The following is a 17,480-nucleotide window of genomic DNA, read 5'->3' as shown; positions in this document are numbered from 1 at the left end:
CTCCTTATATATCTGAATTGTCGGTCATCACATCTCTAGTGAACTTCCTGAAGTTTCTGGCGTAAATCCTATATCCAAACAAGTTTGCCGGGATGGACGCCATATGGGGTGTGCCAAACGTGCTCAGTCTTTTTGCGATGTTTAAAAAGGAATACGTCTGCCTCCAGGCCCACTCAGTTCCGTCTTCCAGCTCATCAGGTGTCATTAGCTTAGGCTTGAATACGCAGTGTTCAACATCGTACATGGCCCAGTTTTTTTCAATTATCCGCCCCTGCTTGGAAAGGTCGTTGTACAGCGGGGTGCCAGGAAAAGGCGTAAGTATGGAATACCTGGGAAGGTCGATTTTCAACTTTACCACGGCCTCCACGGTTCTTTCAAATACGCTCTTATTCTCCTTGTCACCGCCAAATGCAAAGCACCCATTGATTGCAATGCCAGCGCTGTGTAGTTTGTCAACTAAAACTACATACTGGTCAACCCTGTTGATGCCCTTTTTCACAAATTTTTGCGACTCCTGTAGTACAGATTCAAAGCCTATCAGCAGGCCCTTGCAGCCGCTTTTTACAATTACATTGAAGAGCTCTTCATCTTCTGCAACCTCCGAAGTTGCCAGCCCAAACCACCACCGCTTAAGCGGAGTCAGTTCCCTGAAAAGCTCTTTGGCATACTCCCTGTCCGCAATTAGATTGATATCGGGAAAAACAATTTCTTTCCCCACCAGCATTTCAATTTCCCTGACGACCTCGCCTACAGGCCTCCTGTACACTTTTCTGCCAAAAGCTGCAGGAAAGGCGCAGAAATTGCAGGCGTGATTGCACCCTCTTATGGCTTCGACACTGTTTACTGTGATGTATCTTTTGCGCTCCAGAAGGTCCCTTCTTGGAATTGGCCTGCCAATCATGCTGAAGTCATTTTTTTGATAGTAAAATTTTTTCGCTGCATGGTTTGCAAAATCCATGAGCACAATGGGCCACGTCTGCTCTGAAAATCCAACCATTACAGAATCGGCATGGCTTGAAGCTTCATGGGGCATAAGAGTCGGATGAACCCCCCCTAGAACCACATGTATGCCCTTTGACCTGAAATGGTCTGCCCAGCGGTAGGCCCTTACCGATGTGCCCGTTATTGCTGTGATACCTATAATATCTGCTTCGATGTCCTTAGGTATTATCCCTGCCGTTTCGTCATATATTTTTATTTCCGCTCGAAGCTCCGGCGGAACAAGGGCTGCAAGTGTCGTGAGAGTCAAGGGGGCGTAGTGCAGGGGCTTTTTAAAGTTTCCGCCAAACCTGTGCATGGCTCCGGCTGGTGCTAAAAGGGCTATTTTCATTTTGAGGCCTCCTCTTCTTTGTAAATTAGCTCCTTGAATTGTTCTAGCCATACTGCTTTTTTGTGCAGGGCCACAGGCTTTACATTGCCTTCTCTTTGTCCGAGAAGACGGCACACGTCCGTATATATTTCAATAGCAGACTTTCCATTTGCCGGTTTTTCTTTCAAAATATAGAGCCTTAAATGCTCAAGCTGGCCCAGGGCTCTGCAGTATTTGTAGTGGAAGTTCTCATTTAGCTGCTTTTCAAATTCTTTGGCTGCTGAATTCAAACTGCTGGAAAATGCCTTGCTTTCGCCATCCTCCAGTTCGATAAATGCAGAATAATAGTATTTTGAATTTTCTATGTCTGACTCTGGCGCCATCATATAAAACGAAGGGGATATTTCATATTTGTCAAATATGCTTTTGAATACGCGGTGAACATGGTATTCATTCAGCTTTTCTCCAAAATAGTCGGATATATTGCCCTCCTTGCCTACAAAGCGGACTCTGGGGCAGCCCTTTGTAAAGCCAAGCACTTGAATCAAATCCATAAGCCTGTATCGGTAAAATCCGCCCCCGGTGCTTATAATTACTGAATAAATCTGCCCTATCTCCAGCTCATGTGCAAGCACGGTATTGTAATCATCAACTTGGCCGCTTTTTACGTCATATCTCAAGAATTCAAAAAAATGCGAACGGATTGAAAGCATGCATCCTTCATGACCTACAAGAGGTAATGATATAAATCCCTCGGTTGAAAGAAGCCCTTTTCCCTGTATGAATACATTTGGAAAGAGTGCTTTTAGCTGATTTGTATAAATAGCAGCATTTGCATCAGTCCAGCAGCTTATAACTTGCAGGTTGGGCCATATCTCTTCGTATATCGAATCTGCATCCCTCGGGCAACTGCACTCCCATTTTTTGAGTATTGATGAAATTTCACTTGCTCTTTTTGGGTTTGGTTTGAGCTTTTTCGAGAGGATTTTATGAATATCTGGCTGTATTTTTCCAGGTGGATTTATAGTGCCAGCTTCCAAATCAGCCACTAGGCTGCACGAGTGTGTTTTAAATGCATCTAAAAGAAGGATCAAAAAAGTTGGATTCCATATGGATATCAGAGATAGCGATTTTTCGTTCAGCAGAAATAGCAAAGTTATGTAGCGAAAGGAACTGATATCATGTACATGTATCAATTCCTTGGGAACTGCAAAAATAAGACTCAAAAAGAATTTTTCCAGGAAGCCGAAATACTGACTGTCTTCCTCGAAACCTATTGGGGTTTTGCCATGACTTTTACCGCTTGAAAGTTTAACGGGGGTGATGGACCAGTATGACTTTCCATTTACAAGGCCCTTATTGAATGAATACAGGTCATATATCCATGGGGCTATTCCTCTTAAAAACTCATTTTTAAGAGAATGCGTATATGGGATTAGCTTGGAGGCACTCGAAGTTCCGCTTGACTCTTCAAACCTCAAAACCTTTTCAGCGGTCAGTACCCTTTCAATCCCGTTTTCGATTTTTTTAACATAAGGCAAAAAATCGTCATATGTTCTAATGGGCACCAGGGCCCTGTATTCATTTATACTTCTAATGTTCTTGAAGTCATGACTCTTTCCGAACAAACTGTCCTGGTTTTTCTTTATGACTTTCTTGATCAAATGCTCCTGGACATTTTCTACGTTGCCTGTGGCATTATGAAATCCAATGCTTTTCTTTGAATAAAGCAACAACAAAATGCGGTTTGCAATTGAAATGATGGGATTACTCATGGGATTTCCCCATTAAGTGAGAATGAAAAAATGATTTTATATTATCGGGGGAAAGGCTTGCAATGCAAACGAGTTCATCTCCGATTGCATATCCAGGATTAGCTTTAGCAAAGAATTCAATATTTGGGTCTTTGAGCTGCCTGGCTGTAATATCTGCTACCCCGAGTTTTAGGAAGTCCTTTTTGTGATTTGCACGAATTACGCCCGCATGAGAATCGTATTGCCCGCTGAATGTGGTTGATCCAAAGTGGTCCATCAAAGACTTTTCAAATTCAGGGGTAGGCGTATCGAGGCGGGGGTAATAGCTTTTATAGAATGTAGAAAGATACTTATACGTTTTATAGCCCTTTGATATTAAAAACCAGTAAAATAAGCCGTTTTTGTATTCAGCTGCCAACTCGAGCACAAACCTCCCCCAAACCCTCGGAAGCTCTAAACTGCCCCAATACTCCTTGTTTATTATGGTGTCACCGGAAAAGATGCCCTTAACGTCCTTACCTCCAAATTTAAAGGCTACAAAAAGCATAGTTGTGAATCCCTGGATTATATTTTTTTCATCTTTAATAATGACAGCCCAACTTTTTTCACTTAAATCACTTGTGAACATGTCCCAACTCATATTTTCATAATGCAAGTCCATCAGATTGAACATTCGCCTAATGTCCGGCTGCGATATATTTGATATTTCTACAACTTCACCATGTAATTTCAATATGCTTACCTCCTGCAGTTGAATGAATTAATACAGAGTAAATGAAAATGGCTATATTAACTTATATAGCCATTTTTAAGCGAGATTTACCATTTTTATTTTGTAATTATATATGCACAAGCCCGTATCGACAAGGCGGATACTTACAGGTATTACCAGGTCCAAGTGTTAAATTGGAATTTTCTCGCCTTGTTTCCACGTGGAAATCCCGTACATAATTGTATTATTGTAAACTTACGAGGGCAGGATTTACTGCACATGTCCCGATCTAAAAGCTTATATCCTTTGAAATCGAGACATGTACATTTTGTGGGGGTATAAATTTCTATTTGATTTCACATATATTGCGCATGAACTTGTCAACTGTATTGAAAATGTAATCCATCATTTCATCAGTGATCCCTTTGTATGTTCCAAAGAAGAAAGTCTTATCCATTGCTGTATTTGAATTTACTATATCGCCGAAAATCCTGCACTCTATATCAGCATATGCCGGCTGCTTTAAGAAGTTTCCTGCGAATAGAAGTCTTGTTTCAATCATATTGTCTTTCAAAAATTCAATCAAATCGATCCGTTTAAAAGGAGCATTATCCCTTAGTGTAAGAGGGAAACCAAACCAGCAGATGTCATATTTTTCATTTCCTCGTTTTGGCAGTATAAAATAGTCTTTCCATTTCTCGAAGTATTTATACAATTTGTTGAAATTACTTTGGCGAGAGGTTATGAGATCCGGAAGTCTTTTCAGCTGTTCTATTCCCATAGCCGCCTGAAACTCAAGTGGCTTGAGGTTGTATCCGATTTCGATATATGTATATCTTCTATCGTATTCATCAATCATGCTGCCGCTTGAAATGCTATTTGCTGCATTTAGTATTTTAGAATGGTGATTGAATCTGGCTGGACAGTTGAAGTTTGGATTCATAAACACCTTGCAGGGCTGGCATACACAGGCTCTACCCCAATCCCTAAATGATCTTATTATTCTCGCGAGGTTTTTATCGTTTGTTACTATTGCTCCTCCTTCTCCAGTTGTCATTTGATGAGCCACATAAAACGAAAAAGTCCCTGCAGTTCCGAATGTGCCTACCGGTTTTCCGTTTATGCTGCTACCAAGAGCGTCGCATGCATCCTCTACCACGAAAAGATCATGCCTGTTGGCTATATCCATTATTTTTTCCATATCAGCCGGAAATCCAAGCGTATGAGCTATCATTATACCCCTTGTTTTTTCTGATATTGCAGCTTCTATCTTATCGGCATCGAGATTGTAAGTCACCGGTTCGCAGTCCACAAATACCGGAACAAGCCCATTTTGGATTATTGGATTTAATGTGCTTGGAAACCCTGTTGCTGCTATTATTATTTCATCGCCCTTTTGCAGATGGCTTTTGCCAAGTCTCTTTGAAGTGAGTGCTGAAATGGAGAGAAGATTTGCCGAAGAACCTGAATTTGTAAGAATCACCTCTCCGACGCCAAGGTACTGGGCAAGTGCCTTCTCGAACTCGAGAGCTTTTTTGCTAAGGCCGAACCAGCCGTCCAATATGGATTCTAACATTGCGTTTATTTCATTATGGTCATAAACGGCGCCCGCATATTGAAGGTTTGTTTTTCCTGGTATGAATTCCTGTGATTTTGATTTTTCCTCCAGAAATTCTTTTACTTTGTCGAAAATTTCATGTTTTATTATTTCGGATTTGTCTCTATTGCCCACTATGTCTCCCCCTTTGATATTTATTCAAAGTATGCGATTTCATATGGAAGTCGTATCTCCATTTTAAATGAAATTCTTTGATTTGGTTTTGTAGATTGTCTTAATCATATTCGCTAGTGATATAAGAAAATTTTACCCTAGATGACAATATCTAATCTAGAGGAGTATTATTATTTGGAGGTATATGACAATGCTTGTGCTGAAGAAAGGAGCAAAAGACTATGCTCGAGAGTGATAATGGGTTTTCAAATCAATTTGGCTAAGAGGCATAAAAAAACCAAATGGCTCCAGCCCTTTGGTTTACATAACTATATTACGGTTCATCTATTCGAATGTTATTATCTCGGCCATTTGCTTTTTGGCTTTTTCGTTGTCCTTGAGGTACTTTTGTGTAGTGGCCGTTGAACTGTGATCTAGAGTCTGCTGGACGGTGTAGATATTGCCGGTGATTTCAAGCGACTTGGTCGCAAATGTAGCTCTGAGCTTGTGGGGTGATATTTTGGGATTTCGAGAAACTTTGGTGGTGTATTTTTTTACGATTTTTCTTATCTGCTCAATACTAAGCCTCGAATGGTCCTTTCCATTTCTGGAGGAACTGAGAAAAAGGGCGTCTTCGTCTCCGGGTCTTATTCCATCCTTCGGCTTTTCGTTTTCCAAATAGTTCTCAAGAGCCTTTAATGATTGATTTGAAAAGTACATTTTCTTTTTCTTGTTACGTTTTCTGAATATGTTGAATACACCCTTTTCGATTTCAAGTGACGACATGTTGATATGATAGAGCTCAGATATTCTGAGCCCGTGATATATGAACATACTTAAAATTGCATGATCTCTGAGCCTTGTATTTTTGAAGTTTTCCATCTCTTTTTTAGAAAGGCCTATGTCCATGCCGTATATGGTGCATGTTCCCGTCGCAGAAAGCTCAAGGGAGGCCATGACTTCTTCGTCTGTGAGAGTCAGGACTTCATGAGTGTCGTTTGTGAGTATCTTTCTGAGCTTTTCTGTTTCGTTCTTTTCTATGTATTCATTCTTGTACAGCCATGTAAAAAATCCCTTTATGCAGGTTTGTTTGAGTGAAAGTGTCCTTGGACTGTTGCTGTATATGACTTTTTCGCCATTGGAATTAACATGGACATAGCTACCGCACGAATCTATATAGTCCTGTATATCTTCGGAACATATTTCATCAATCTCCAAAGGGCTTATTTGGGATAGTGATTGCACAGAGATGATGCCTCTATCTATAAGTGCCTGTAAAAATGAAGTGATCTCCCGTGTATATTTGAGCGCGGTGTTAATGTTTACACTCCTTGCACTTTCGTTTCTATAAAGATAGTTAATGTACTTTTTTAAGAGCGGCGGCGCGCCTGATTTTAACGAATCCAGTTTTTCCTTCAATATGGCCCTCTCTATCAGTATGTTGTCTGGAATTTCACTTCTGTTTTTTTCTGATATCTTAAACCTATTCATAGTTCCCTCCTGCTACTGTATTTTTTGCGATTTTGCTGTAATTTCGATTATTTTCAATTTTAAGGCGTGGTTGCTGCTGTTGAATACGATAAGTCTATAACGGAAATAAATATCTCTTTAACGCTATTTATGGAGCTTGGATTTCAAGTGATGATTTACCCCCGTTCCCCTATATGTAATTTTACCACACAACTATACCGATAATCTACATTTCCGGTACAGTTGTGTGGCTTTTTTCAAATATGTGTCTTTAATCGATAATCATCCGCGTAAATAATACCACCGCAGATGAAATTTCTCTGCTTTTTAACTTGCCAAATGGACTCTCTCTATTTCGACCGAACAAGAAAAAATAATTGTATTTGGGGGACATAAAAAACGGGTGCTTCCCGTATTTTTTTATTGCGTAAAAACCATCATAAAATTATATAATTTTACATACCAGGAGGAAACAGAAAATGTTGGACTTGAAGATTCAGATCAAAGAGACAAGGGAGTTGCTTAACTCTAAATTGAAAAATTTCGCTTACATTGAAAAAAGATCATATTCAGAAGACTATATATTGGAATTGAGCCAGCAACTGAATATTTTGATTACCGAGTATTGGATGTTGTACGACTGTTATATCGAGTAACTGCACGTCTTTTACGCTGTGCTAACGACAATGCTGAGGGAATGAATTAAATCAATCGGATAATTTACCTTTAGGAATCTTATTTATTGCGCTTCCGAAGCAATAAGTTTTAATCACAATTGAGTATACACGTTATTTTCATAAATCCTATATCCGGAAGAGTATCAGGATAAGCATTCCAGTTTTTTATCGCTCATGGGCCATTATATTTCAATTTAAGTGAATCCGTCGACATTCAGGGTATATATTGTCATAGGAACTTACAGAAGAGGAGGATGCCTATGAATACGAAATGTGATTCAATAATGGATAAATGCATCAAAATTGCAAACGAAAAATATGACGGACATTTTACACTAATGAAATTTTCAAGCAACTGGAGATTTTGCTTCGATACTTTTCTCCCAGATAATTATACGCAAGGCCATCTGATCATAAATGAAATGGCAGAGGGAGAAACAATGGAAGAAGCCATAAGAAAAGGGATAGACGAGGATGTTAACTACCGTAAGATAAAACTGAAAGTTGAATCATTCTCCGAGCAAGACTAAATTGTGAAATTTTAAAGCCCACGGCGTTTATCTGTCGCTATGGGCTTTAGTTATTCGTCCTTATTAAGGCTTATGTTTTAGGTGTTTTCTGCGGATACGATTAAATCTTGAACTTGTTTATAGACTCTTGCAGATCTTGGGCAAGGTCGGCAAGAGCTGAGCTTGCATTTGAGATTTCAACCATTGAAGCCAGCTGCTCTTCCGTAGAGGCTGCCGCCTCTTCTGTCGAAGCTGCATTCTGCTCTGCTATGACAGATAGTCCATGTATATTTTTGAGTATTTCATCCTTCTTGCTCACCATGTTGTCACTTGCGCCTATGAGCCTTTGTATAGCTTCCTCTGACCTCTTCATTGCATTTGATATGTCTTTGTATTTTATTTCGGTAGTCTTCACGCTTTCTATCTGGCTTTTTATAAGCTCCGAAACCTTCTTTATTGTATCAACCGATATACTCGAGTTCTCCTGGAGCTTTACAACCGAGTTGTCTATAGTACGTGTAGACTCTGTTGACTGTTCCGCTAGCTTTCTTATCTCATCTGCAACTACGGCAAATCCTTTTCCGTGTTCTCCAGCTCTTGCCGCCTCTATGGCAGCGTTTAGAGCAAGAAGGTTTGTCTGCTCCGCTATGGACGCTATGAACTGGCTGGCTTTTCCTATGTCCTCGGCGCTTTTATTTGTCTTGAGTATTATGTCGTACACTTCCTTTATCGCATCATCATTTTCATCAGTCTTTTTCGAAAGCTCTTCAACTATGTCTAGCCCTTCACCTATTGATTCGGCAACTACTTTTACCGACGATTCTATGTCTGAAACGTGCTGCCTATCTTCCTCTATCAAACTTCCAAGGAACTCAGTCTTCTCAGAACCTTCTCCGGTTTGAACAGCCTGGTCTGTAGCGCCCCTTGCTATCTCATCTATAGTGCTTGAAACCTGCGCTGAAGATTCAGCCGCCTGCCCGGAAGTCGCCATGAACTGCTGTGCTGAAGCAGCAACGTGCTGAGCAGACTCAGTTATCTCTCTTATAAGATCTCTGAAATTTTGGGTCATGGCATCGAAGGCCTTTGCAAGACCTCCTATTTCATCCTGCCTATTGAGCATGTCCTCCTCTATGTTGTCTGTAAAATCTCCATTCGAAAGCTTTTCAGAATGTCTTGAAAGTCTCACTATTGGATTTGCTATCTGGGTCCCTATTACGTATGCAACCGCAATTGCAATTGATATAAGCACTGCTGCCGCCAGCGATATATTCCTCTTCATAATTCCAAGTTCCTTGAACACTTCACTTAGAGGCGCTGTCGCTGAAAGAGACCAGCTTGTCCCCTCTATAGGAGCATAGCCCATTATCTTGTCTTCACCCTTGTACCAGTAGCTTCCTGTACCACTTTCTCCGGCAATCATCTTTTCAGAAAGACTTGCAAGCTCTTCCATTTTCTTGTCAGACTTCGCAGCACTCAAGAGGTTGAACTGGTCCATGACCGCCCGCTTGTCCTTGTGGCCTATTATTTCGCCCTTTTGGTTTATAATGTAGGCATAGCCGTCTTCCCCTATTTTGATGGAGTCCACTATTGTGCTTAAGGCATTGCCGTCTCTTATAGCTATAAGCGCGCCTGTCATCTGGCCGTTATAAGTTATGGGAACGGCATATACTATTATTACAGAACCGTCTTCCTTGCTGACAAGAGGATCCGATATGTTACTTTCTCCCATCATGGCTTTTTTGAAGTACTCCCTGTCAGACAGGTTTAAAATCGTACCTTCAGTATTTATTCCCTGTCCAGCTGAATCAATCACATACATGTGGATGTGGCCACTTCTGCTTTTTTCTTTCCTTAAAATATTTAGTTTTTCTTCTATTGAAACTTCAGGATTACTTATGTCGTAGCTTGCAGCCAGAATTTCAAGCTTCCCAAATTCAGCAGCTATCTCGCTTTCTACAAATTTAGATGTTTCAGTCGCTATTATTTCGAGATTTCTTTCGACACTGGCAGAAAGCCCTTTAGATGCAGTATAGTAAGATACAAATCCAAGTACAAGGCTCAGTGCTATAATGAGCGCTGAAAACGAAGCTATAAGTCTGTTTTTGATACCTTTCATAACATCACTCCAATACTTTGTCTTTTGGTATTTCTTATGCTCTTTTAAATCTGCTATGTAATAATTTTCCGTCCGATCTTGTGATATTTAGTATGTACGTTTTATTTATGCATTCGACCGAATAAATTCACAGAATGCACTCTGTTAAAATTATATGCCGCTGATATTGTTTTGTCAATGATGTGAAGCTTGATTCAGGGGAATTATGTGACGTTCAAAGCTTTTCCATATGAATAAAAACTATGGTTCCGTAGTATATATACTCTGTTTTTCGGCTAACACTATTTCTACAGATAGGCCCCACATATACATTATATCCTGGCTAAGAACACGAAAACCTGCATTTTCAATTGAGCGCTTAACATATATGGGCCTGCAGTCAAAAGAATTGGGAAAGCACCTATGGAGCCATTCGTAAAACGACTTGACATTTTTGTGATTGCCTTCTTTCGAAAGCGCTACAATACAAATTCTTCCCACTTTGTTGAGAACTCTTGTGCATTCATCAAGAAGTAGCGGTATTTCGGGCGTGTCGAAGAGCTCCAATGTGAAGCTCATAAATATGGCGTCGAAAAAACCATCAGCAAATGGAAGATTTAGTGCATCGGCGCATTCCAGCACCACCCTATCTGAAAGCCCTGCTCTTTGAACTCTATTTCTGGTAATTTGGCACATGCCCTTTGAAATATCTATGCCGTATACCATCCCGAAGCTACCAACCGATTCGGCTAAGGCCAATATGCAGCGTCCCGTCCCAAATCCGATTTCGAGTACTGTGTCACCCTTCATGGCGGCAAGCTTTTTTAATCCGGCATCCCTATATTTGTTTTCTGTTTTACCAGAAAACAAATCATACCATTTGCTCAGTTTGTCGTATGTGATTTTGGCTTTTTCTTTTGATCTTTTGACTCTGCTGATATCATATTTTGACATAGATTCCTCCTTGAAATGCTACAGGGACTACTTATACATTACCTCGTAATCAGATTTTACAAAATTTTTTTGGGCATAAATAAAAAGAGGTGATAAAGATGAAACCATTAGATCAAAGTACAATTCGAAAAATGTCAGTACTAGATGTCCAGGTTTTAAAGATGGCAGCCTTTGTAGCTGGTCTCATTGCTGCGAAAGTATGGCCGCCAATACTTTCATTAAAACTATACTGGTATGTCATTATCTTTATACTGTCTTTGGCATATCTGTTTTATGTAATATTTCTTAAAAAGCACAAGACTGATTTTTAAATAATTCAAGCAGAGTATTTTTATAAAAAAAGGGTTAACTCCAAAATGAAGTTGACCCCGTGTAGTCTTTCGTATAGACAATTACTTGCCGAGATATTTTTCAAACCACCTGGCAGCTAGTTTTGCAACGATTTCCAAGGCACCAGGCTCTTCAAAAAGATGTGTCGCACCCGGAATGACTTCCAGCTCTTTGACGGCCGTAATTTTTTCATAGGCCTTTTGGTTGAGATCTATGACTACATCATCATTTCCGCCTACAATCAGTAGCGTAGGCGAATTTATTTTGTCAAGATAAGGAAATGCCATATCAGGACGTCCACCTCTGGAAACAATTGCGCTGACCTGTTCGTCCAGTGTAGCTGCGGCTTGGATGGCTGCAGCAGCCCCGGTGCTCGCGCCGAAATACCCAATGGCGAGCTGGCTCGTTTCGTCTTGTTCCCTCAGCCATTTCGTCGCGGCAATCAAACGGCGTGTCAGCAAGTCGATATCAAAACGCCTCTCGTAATCCAGGTCTTCTTCTGGTGTCATCAAATCCATGAGCAGAGTTCCAAGGCCGTGTTGCCTAAGCATTTCTGCAACGTAGTTGTTGCGAGGGCTGAATCTGCTACTGCCACTTCCATGTGCAAAGAGCACAAGGCCTTTTGTGCCCTTTGGAATTTCTAGCGAACCCGGCAGATGTATTTTCCCATCCGGTATAAACACCAGAGTTTCTTTTTTATCCATCTTATCAATCCTCCTTGATTTCAACAGACTTTAAGATAGAAATGACTTCTCTGTCTTCCACCTGTCTGAAATCACCGTAGTACGCACCCACCGCGCCCAGATAATAAGAATCAATATCCAGCGCGACCAACTCATCCACCCTGTCATTCAGCTTTTGTGCAGTGTCGTAGGGAACAACAGGAATAGCAACCACCAGCCTTTTAGGATGGCGGCTTTTGACTTCGTCTATGGCGGCCATCATCGTCAGTCCTGTCGCGATGCCGTCGTCTACGATTATTGCTGTTTTTCCTTCGAGAGTTTGACGCTTGGTGTCTCCAAGATACTTCTCCCTACGCCTTTTGATCTCCCTTCGCCCATTTTGTATGCTCCTCTGGAACCACTCGGGATTGACGCGCTTTATTTCCGCCTCATTGCAAACGGGATCGCCCTCTTCCGCTATGGCGCATATCGCATACTCCTCGTTCATGGGATGGCCGATCTTTTTTGTTATTATCAGATCGAGCGGTACGCCCAGTTTATTTGCAATCTCAACTCCCAGGACAACGCCCCCTCTGGGCAGAGCAAATACAATCGCCTCATCACCCTGGTATTTTTCCAGGGATTGCGCAAGCTTGATTCCAGCCTCTTTTCTGTCTTTGAATAACATTTTTTCACCCCTTTTAATGTGAGCCTAAAAAACCTGTGACGGCAATGTTGATTTACTTTACTTATTACCCACGAGAGCGAGGCTGGAAACTCATCACAGGGGATAGATATGGCCAGCTTTAAACCTTGTCAATTGTATATCATCCAATTGCATTGAATCTATTATTCACCAGATAAAAATACAAATTGTGATAAGTCGCAACCACTTTATTGTCAGCAGAATAATCATTGTCGTAAATCTCTATGACTTTTTCTATAAAGCCTGGATTAGATGTGTTTTTGCCTCTCTGACTTTTGTTTGCTCCGATTTTTTTGACTGTATTCAAAAAGTCGATGCAACGGTCAAAATATTCACGTTCATAAGATTCAAAAGAGTGTATATTCAGTCCATTTTGATTATTTTGCCCCATTAACGAATAAATTATTTGCTCCAAATCATTCAATGAGTAAAAAACCTGACCCGGAGAAACAGCACCTTCTATTTCAAGAATATTTTTTGCCTTGTCAAAGGCTTCGTGGAGTTCTTGAAATGTATGTTGGCCAAAAGTCGAAAAGCAGAGTATGCCATTTTCATTTAATATCCCAATAAGCCTGGCCACCGTCTTTTCAAAGTCATTAAGCCACTGAAAAGTTGCATTGGAAACAATCAAATCGTAATTGTCAACAATGTAAATTTCTTCAATATCTGCACATATAAAATCAATGTTATTATTTTGAATAGTGGATTTTACAAGCTCTATCATTCCCGGCGCAATGTCCACTGCTGTGATTTGTGCATTGGGATAGTCATTTGCTAATTTTCGTGTTACATACCCCGTCCCACACCCTATCTCTAGTATTTTTTTTATTTGCGAACATTCAATTATTGTGTGTTTTACCAAATTGTCGACTAGAAAGCTTCCCATTTTTTTTTGGACATTTGCATATTCATCATAATTTTTGGCGTTCCGGCTAAACCTTCTTTTTAATTTTTCTTTATCTATCATAATACTTCCCCCATACCTATATTTAAAAAACTATTAATAGCCTCATAACACCTCTGCGGATTGGTGTAAAATGGCATGTGCCCCGTCTCTTTAAATACTATTAATTCAGATTTTTTTAAATGACTGTGAATGTAAACTGAGGCGATTACGGGACATATCAAATCATCACATCCATGTATTAATAAAGCCGGTATATCTATGCAGTTGATTTTTTCTCTAAAGTCAGATTTAATAAGATATTCCAAACCCAATACCAGTGAACGCACTGAATCAAATTCAGTCAGTGGAACCACTTCATTAAGAAAACAGTCATGATAGCCCTTTTTTATTTCACTTTGACTAAACATCTTTTTATAAAAACTGCTAAGTGTGTGATTTATGTTTTTTTCTAATGAGCAAATCATCTTATTTACAATTTTCTCGTCCCACCCACAATTGTAGCTTTCACTATTTTCCTGAGTAAACTTGCCTGTCCCGCTAATTAAAACAATATTTTCAATTCCAAAGAGATTGCCGGCGGCAATATTTATTGCCGACAGGGAACCCAAAGACCAGCCTATTACCGAAAATCTGTCCATACCTTTTTTCTGTATCACTCTAGTGGCTTTTTGATTAAAGCCATCTAGTGTGTCCACGTCATTCCAATCCACTAAGCTAAGTTCATAATCTTGTTCAAGCAGATCGAAAAGGGGTTTCCATGCAGATGGTTGAATTGCCCAGCCTGAAAGTATTAGCAAGTGTTTTTTCATAATATCAACCCTCAATGACTCCTAGCCTTTTTGCGTGGAATACAAGCTTATCAAATACGTATTCAAGTTCATAGTCAGTATGTGTTGCCATTAGCGAAAGCCTAAGCCTGCTGGTTCCATTGGACACCGTAGGCGGTCTTATAGCAGGTATAAAAATGCCTTCTTGCAGTAGGCTTTTGCTTATTTCAACTGCCTTTTGGGCATCTCCTATGATTACTGGAATTATTGGCGTAATTGTATCGGACACTATAAAACCTGCATCTGTTAGCTTGTTTTTAAACCCATTGGCCATTTTTAAAAGATGCACTCTTTTGCTATCTTCGTTTTCTATGATTTCAATTGCCTTAAGTGAGGCGGCAATAGATGCAGGCGGAAGTGATGTTGAATAGATAAAGCTTCTTGCAAAATTTCTGAAATAGTCAATAAAGCACTGCTTTCCGGCAACATATCCGCCAATTGAACCTATGGCTTTGCTCAAGGTTCCCATTTGTATGTCTATTTCATCATCCACCCTGAAATGCGAAACCGTTCCAGAGCCCTTTTCTCCTAGAACCCCTACCCCATGGGCGTCATCCACCATTGTGATTGCTCCATATTTTTTAGCCAGTTTAACAATACAGTCTAATGGGGCCACATCCCCATCCATGCTGAACACTCCGTCAGTCACTATCAAATTACTGCTTCCTCTATGCTCTATAATTTTCCTCTCAAGATCACCCATATCGCAGTGTTTATATCTGACGAGCCTCGACCCGTTTAGCAGGCAGCCGTCAACTATGCTTGCGTGATTATTTTTATCTGAAAAAATAGCCCATTTCCTATCGCAAAGAGATGATATTACTCCAACATTCGCCATGTACCCTGTATTAAAAATCAAGCTTGCCTGCGTGCCTTTAAAGTCAGCAATTTTTCTTTCTAGCGCCCTATGCAAATCATAAGAACCGGTAGTAAGCCTAGAGCCCCCTGAGCCCACACCGTATTTAACTGTTGCGTCAATAGCAGCTTCTTTGAGCCTGATGTCACTGCAAAGGCCCAAATAGTTGTTCGAGCCAAGCAGTATGGTCTCTTTTCCTTCCATTTCAACTTTGTGAGCTTGCTCGGAGCTGAGGTGTTTAAAGTCTTCTCTATACAAACCTTTTTCTTTTAATGCAGACATCATTTGATGAATATTTGTCATAATTCATTCTCCTAAAATTTTTAGAATAGTTTCTATATATATAAAAAGTATACTACTAATACGCATTTGTCAACCGCAACACATAAGCAAGGTTTACAATACCGAAAATTTATATATAATAGTAAATAATAATATTATTATTAAAACAGCGGAGGTTATGATTATGGTATTTGAAAGCATAAAAAGAACTATAATGGATATTATGGGAATTCCTGAAGATGAAATCTTGCAAGGGTGCGATATATACAACGATTTGGATGCCGATTCTCTGGACATGTCTCAAATTATAATTGCCTTAGAAAATGAATACAAAATCGAGATTGAAAATGAAGAAATTGCAGAATTCAAAACAGTTAAAGACATAGCCGACAGTATTGAAATCAGAATCAACAAATAGGTGGATATTATGAAAAAAAGAGTTGTAGTCACAGGCATTGGAGCCATTACACCCATAGGCAATACTGTGAGTGATTTTTGGAGTAATGCTAAAAGCGGCATGTGTGGAATAGATTATATAAAATCATTTAACACAGAAAATTCCAAAGTAAAAATAGCTGCTGAAATAAAGGGATTCGACCCAATGGATTTTTTCAGCAGGAAGCAGGCAAACAGACTGGACCGCTTTTCACAGATTGGAGTTGTTGCTGCAAGAGAAGCTTATTGTAATGCAGGGCTCGATAAAGCCGATATAGACAAGAATAGACTCGGAGTATCCATGGGCAATGGCGTAGGTGGAATTATAACCATTGTAGAGGAAACCCAGAAGCTGTTAAATGGTGGTATGAATATGGTTTCCCCACTACTAATCCCTAAGTCTTTGCCAAATATTTTGAGCGGTAATATATCAATAGAGTTTGAAGCCAAGGGGATTTCAAATACAGTAGTTACAGCATGTGCAGCAGGAACAAATTCCATAGGAGAGGCTTTCAGAGCCATCCAGTACGAAGATGCCGACATAATGATATCAGGGGCAAGCGAAGCATGCATAACACCTCTTATGATAGCAGGCTTTACAAACCTCAATGCACTGTCATTAAAAAATGACATCAGCCGCGCATCTATTCCTTTCGACATGGAAAGAGATGGTTTTGTAATAGGGGAAGGTGCTGGAATTTTAATATTGGAAGAACTTGAACATGCCCTAAAAAGAGGGGCTAGAATATATTGCGAGCTTGCTGGATACGGATTTACAAGTGATGCATATCATCTGACATCCCCAGCACCAGAAGGCGAAGGTGCAGCAAGAGCTATGAATCTGGCAATTGAAAATGCAGGGATAGAGCCAAAAGACATATCCTATATCAATGCGCATGGAACTTCAACACATTACAATGACAAATTCGAAACTCAAGCTGTTAAAACGGTTTTTAAAGAACATGCATATAAAATCCCCATAAGCTCAACTAAATCCATGATAGGGCATTTGCTGGGAGCCTCAGGGGCAGTTGAGGCCATATCGTGCATCAAAGCGCTTGAAGAAAATTATATTCACGGGACAACAGGCTATAAGGTCAAAGACGGCGAATGTGACCTTGACTATACAGTAAGTGAAGGTCGCAGCTTAGACGTCCAATACACTTTATCAAATTCATTTGGATTTGGAGGCCATAATGCTTCCGTGATATTTAAAAAATGGTAATATAGGCGCCATAAATGGCAGCCATTTTGTGATTCGATTTTGGCGGGTGCGGTAAATAT

The 17,480-nt window shown here is 40.1% G+C and carries 15 protein-coding genes; 3 read left to right on the top strand and 12 right to left on the bottom strand.

What is annotated here, in order from left to right:
* Positions 1-4: 4 nt before the first annotated feature.
* From BUQ87_RS00610 to BUQ87_RS00590, 5 genes are all read right to left on the bottom strand, one after another.
* Entirely contained in the window at positions 5-1,330 is a 1,326-nt protein-coding gene (locus tag BUQ87_RS00610; protein ID WP_038261135.1) for a B12-binding domain-containing radical SAM protein, read from the bottom strand.
* On the bottom strand, positions 1,327-3,084 hold the full coding sequence (locus BUQ87_RS00605) for a GH3 auxin-responsive promoter family protein (RefSeq protein WP_052635861.1): 1,758 nt from the start codon (positions 3,082-3,084) through the stop codon (positions 1,327-1,329). Before BUQ87_RS00605 ends, BUQ87_RS00610 begins: the two co-directional genes overlap by 4 nt.
* Positions 3,077-3,796 (bottom strand): hypothetical protein, encoded by a 720-nt coding sequence (locus BUQ87_RS00600; protein WP_052635862.1) that lies wholly within the window; start codon positions 3,794-3,796, stop codon positions 3,077-3,079. The genes BUQ87_RS00605 and BUQ87_RS00600 overlap by 8 nt, the downstream gene beginning before the upstream one ends.
* A gap of 325 nt (positions 3,797-4,121) precedes the next feature.
* On the bottom strand, positions 4,122-5,507 hold the full coding sequence (gene rfbH / locus BUQ87_RS00595; protein ID WP_038261138.1) for a lipopolysaccharide biosynthesis protein RfbH: 1,386 nt from the start codon (positions 5,505-5,507) through the stop codon (positions 4,122-4,124).
* Positions 5,508-5,831: 324 nt separating this feature from the next.
* On the bottom strand, positions 5,832-6,977 hold the full coding sequence (locus tag BUQ87_RS00590) for a tyrosine-type recombinase/integrase (protein ID WP_038261141.1): 1,146 nt from the start codon (positions 6,975-6,977) through the stop codon (positions 5,832-5,834).
* A 916-nt stretch (positions 6,978-7,893) separates the two neighbouring features.
* Here BUQ87_RS00590 and BUQ87_RS00585 point away from each other — a divergent pair.
* Positions 7,894-8,163, top strand: coding sequence for a hypothetical protein (locus BUQ87_RS00585; RefSeq protein WP_052635863.1), 270 nt, complete (start codon positions 7,894-7,896; stop codon positions 8,161-8,163).
* A gap of 100 nt (positions 8,164-8,263) precedes the next feature.
* Here the strand turns inward: BUQ87_RS00585 and BUQ87_RS00580 are convergent, their stop codons facing one another.
* The 7 genes from BUQ87_RS00580 to bioF all read right to left on the bottom strand — a co-directional run bounded on the left by BUQ87_RS00580 (position 8,264) and on the right by bioF (position 15,782).
* Complete coding sequence (locus BUQ87_RS00580) at positions 8,264-10,258, bottom strand: methyl-accepting chemotaxis protein (protein ID WP_038261142.1); 1,995 nt, start codon at positions 10,256-10,258, stop codon at positions 8,264-8,266.
* 240 nt (positions 10,259-10,498) lie between these two features.
* Positions 10,499-11,191, bottom strand: coding sequence for a class I SAM-dependent methyltransferase (locus BUQ87_RS00575; RefSeq protein ID WP_038261144.1), 693 nt, complete (start codon positions 11,189-11,191; stop codon positions 10,499-10,501).
* Positions 11,192-11,583: 392 nt separating this feature from the next.
* Entirely contained in the window at positions 11,584-12,225 is a 642-nt protein-coding gene (locus BUQ87_RS00565; protein ID WP_038261150.1) for a dienelactone hydrolase family protein, read from the bottom strand.
* A 4-nt stretch (positions 12,226-12,229) separates the two neighbouring features.
* A complete protein-coding gene (locus tag BUQ87_RS00560) occupies positions 12,230-12,871 on the bottom strand; it encodes a phosphoribosyltransferase (RefSeq protein ID WP_038261153.1) in 642 nt (213 codons plus the stop codon).
* 139 nt (positions 12,872-13,010) lie between these two features.
* Positions 13,011-13,856: a malonyl-ACP O-methyltransferase BioC gene (gene bioC, locus BUQ87_RS00555; RefSeq protein WP_038261155.1), complete on the bottom strand. Its 846-nt coding sequence runs from the start codon at positions 13,854-13,856 to the stop codon at positions 13,011-13,013.
* Positions 13,853-14,605: an alpha/beta fold hydrolase gene (locus BUQ87_RS00550; RefSeq protein ID WP_038261158.1), complete on the bottom strand. Its 753-nt coding sequence runs from the start codon at positions 14,603-14,605 to the stop codon at positions 13,853-13,855. Before BUQ87_RS00550 ends, bioC begins: the two co-directional genes overlap by 4 nt.
* A 4-nt stretch (positions 14,606-14,609) precedes the next feature.
* The gene (gene bioF / locus BUQ87_RS00545; RefSeq protein ID WP_038261159.1) at positions 14,610-15,782 is read right to left on the bottom strand and encodes an 8-amino-7-oxononanoate synthase; all 1,173 of its coding nucleotides are present in this window, start codon (positions 15,780-15,782) and stop codon (positions 14,610-14,612) included.
* Between the two features lie 163 nt (positions 15,783-15,945).
* On the opposite strand from bioF, the gene BUQ87_RS00540 reads away from it, so the two are divergent.
* Together BUQ87_RS00540 and fabF are read left to right on the top strand one after the other, a co-directional pair.
* Positions 15,946-16,179 (top strand): phosphopantetheine-binding protein, encoded by a 234-nt coding sequence (locus tag BUQ87_RS00540; RefSeq protein ID WP_038261162.1) that lies wholly within the window; start codon positions 15,946-15,948, stop codon positions 16,177-16,179.
* Positions 16,180-16,188: 9 nt separating this feature from the next.
* Positions 16,189-17,421 (top strand): beta-ketoacyl-ACP synthase II, encoded by a 1,233-nt coding sequence (gene fabF / locus BUQ87_RS00535; protein WP_038261165.1) that lies wholly within the window; start codon positions 16,189-16,191, stop codon positions 17,419-17,421.
* Positions 17,422-17,480: the final 59 nt, after the last annotated feature.

It is taken from the genome of Peptoclostridium litorale DSM 5388 (genome assembly GCF_900141635.1).
Classification (GTDB): domain Bacteria; phylum Bacillota; class Clostridia; order Peptostreptococcales; family Peptostreptococcaceae; genus Peptoclostridium; species Peptoclostridium litorale.
This window is presented reverse-complemented; position numbering and strand designations above follow the sequence as displayed.

Excerpts from the sequence above, each read along its gene's own strand:
- BUQ87_RS00605 (WP_052635861.1), bottom strand. The coding sequence starts at position 3,084 with ATGAGTAATCCCATCATTTCAATTGCAAACCGCATTTTGTTGTTGCTT.
- fabF (WP_038261165.1), top strand. The coding sequence starts at position 16,189 with ATGAAAAAAAGAGTTGTAGTCACAGGCATTGGAGCCATTACACCCATA.
- bioF (WP_038261159.1), bottom strand. The coding sequence starts at position 15,782 with ATGACAAATATTCATCAAATGATGTCTGCATTAAAAGAAAAAGGTTTG.
- BUQ87_RS00575 (WP_038261144.1), bottom strand. The coding sequence starts at position 11,191 with ATGTCAAAATATGATATCAGCAGAGTCAAAAGATCAAAAGAAAAAGCC.
- BUQ87_RS00560 (WP_038261153.1), bottom strand. The coding sequence starts at position 12,871 with ATGTTATTCAAAGACAGAAAAGAGGCTGGAATCAAGCTTGCGCAATCC.
- BUQ87_RS00610 (WP_038261135.1), bottom strand. The coding sequence starts at position 1,330 with ATGAAAATAGCCCTTTTAGCACCAGCCGGAGCCATGCACAGGTTTGGC.
- BUQ87_RS00550 (WP_038261158.1), bottom strand. The coding sequence starts at position 14,605 with ATGAAAAAACACTTGCTAATACTTTCAGGCTGGGCAATTCAACCATCT.
- BUQ87_RS00540 (WP_038261162.1), top strand. The coding sequence starts at position 15,946 with ATGGTATTTGAAAGCATAAAAAGAACTATAATGGATATTATGGGAATT.
- BUQ87_RS00565 (WP_038261150.1), bottom strand. The coding sequence starts at position 12,225 with ATGGATAAAAAAGAAACTCTGGTGTTTATACCGGATGGGAAAATACAT.
- BUQ87_RS00585 (WP_052635863.1), top strand. The coding sequence starts at position 7,894 with ATGAATACGAAATGTGATTCAATAATGGATAAATGCATCAAAATTGCA.
- BUQ87_RS00590 (WP_038261141.1), bottom strand. The coding sequence starts at position 6,977 with ATGAATAGGTTTAAGATATCAGAAAAAAACAGAAGTGAAATTCCAGAC.
- BUQ87_RS00580 (WP_038261142.1), bottom strand. The coding sequence starts at position 10,258 with ATGAAAGGTATCAAAAACAGACTTATAGCTTCGTTTTCAGCGCTCATT.
- bioC (WP_038261155.1), bottom strand. The coding sequence starts at position 13,856 with ATGATAGATAAAGAAAAATTAAAAAGAAGGTTTAGCCGGAACGCCAAA.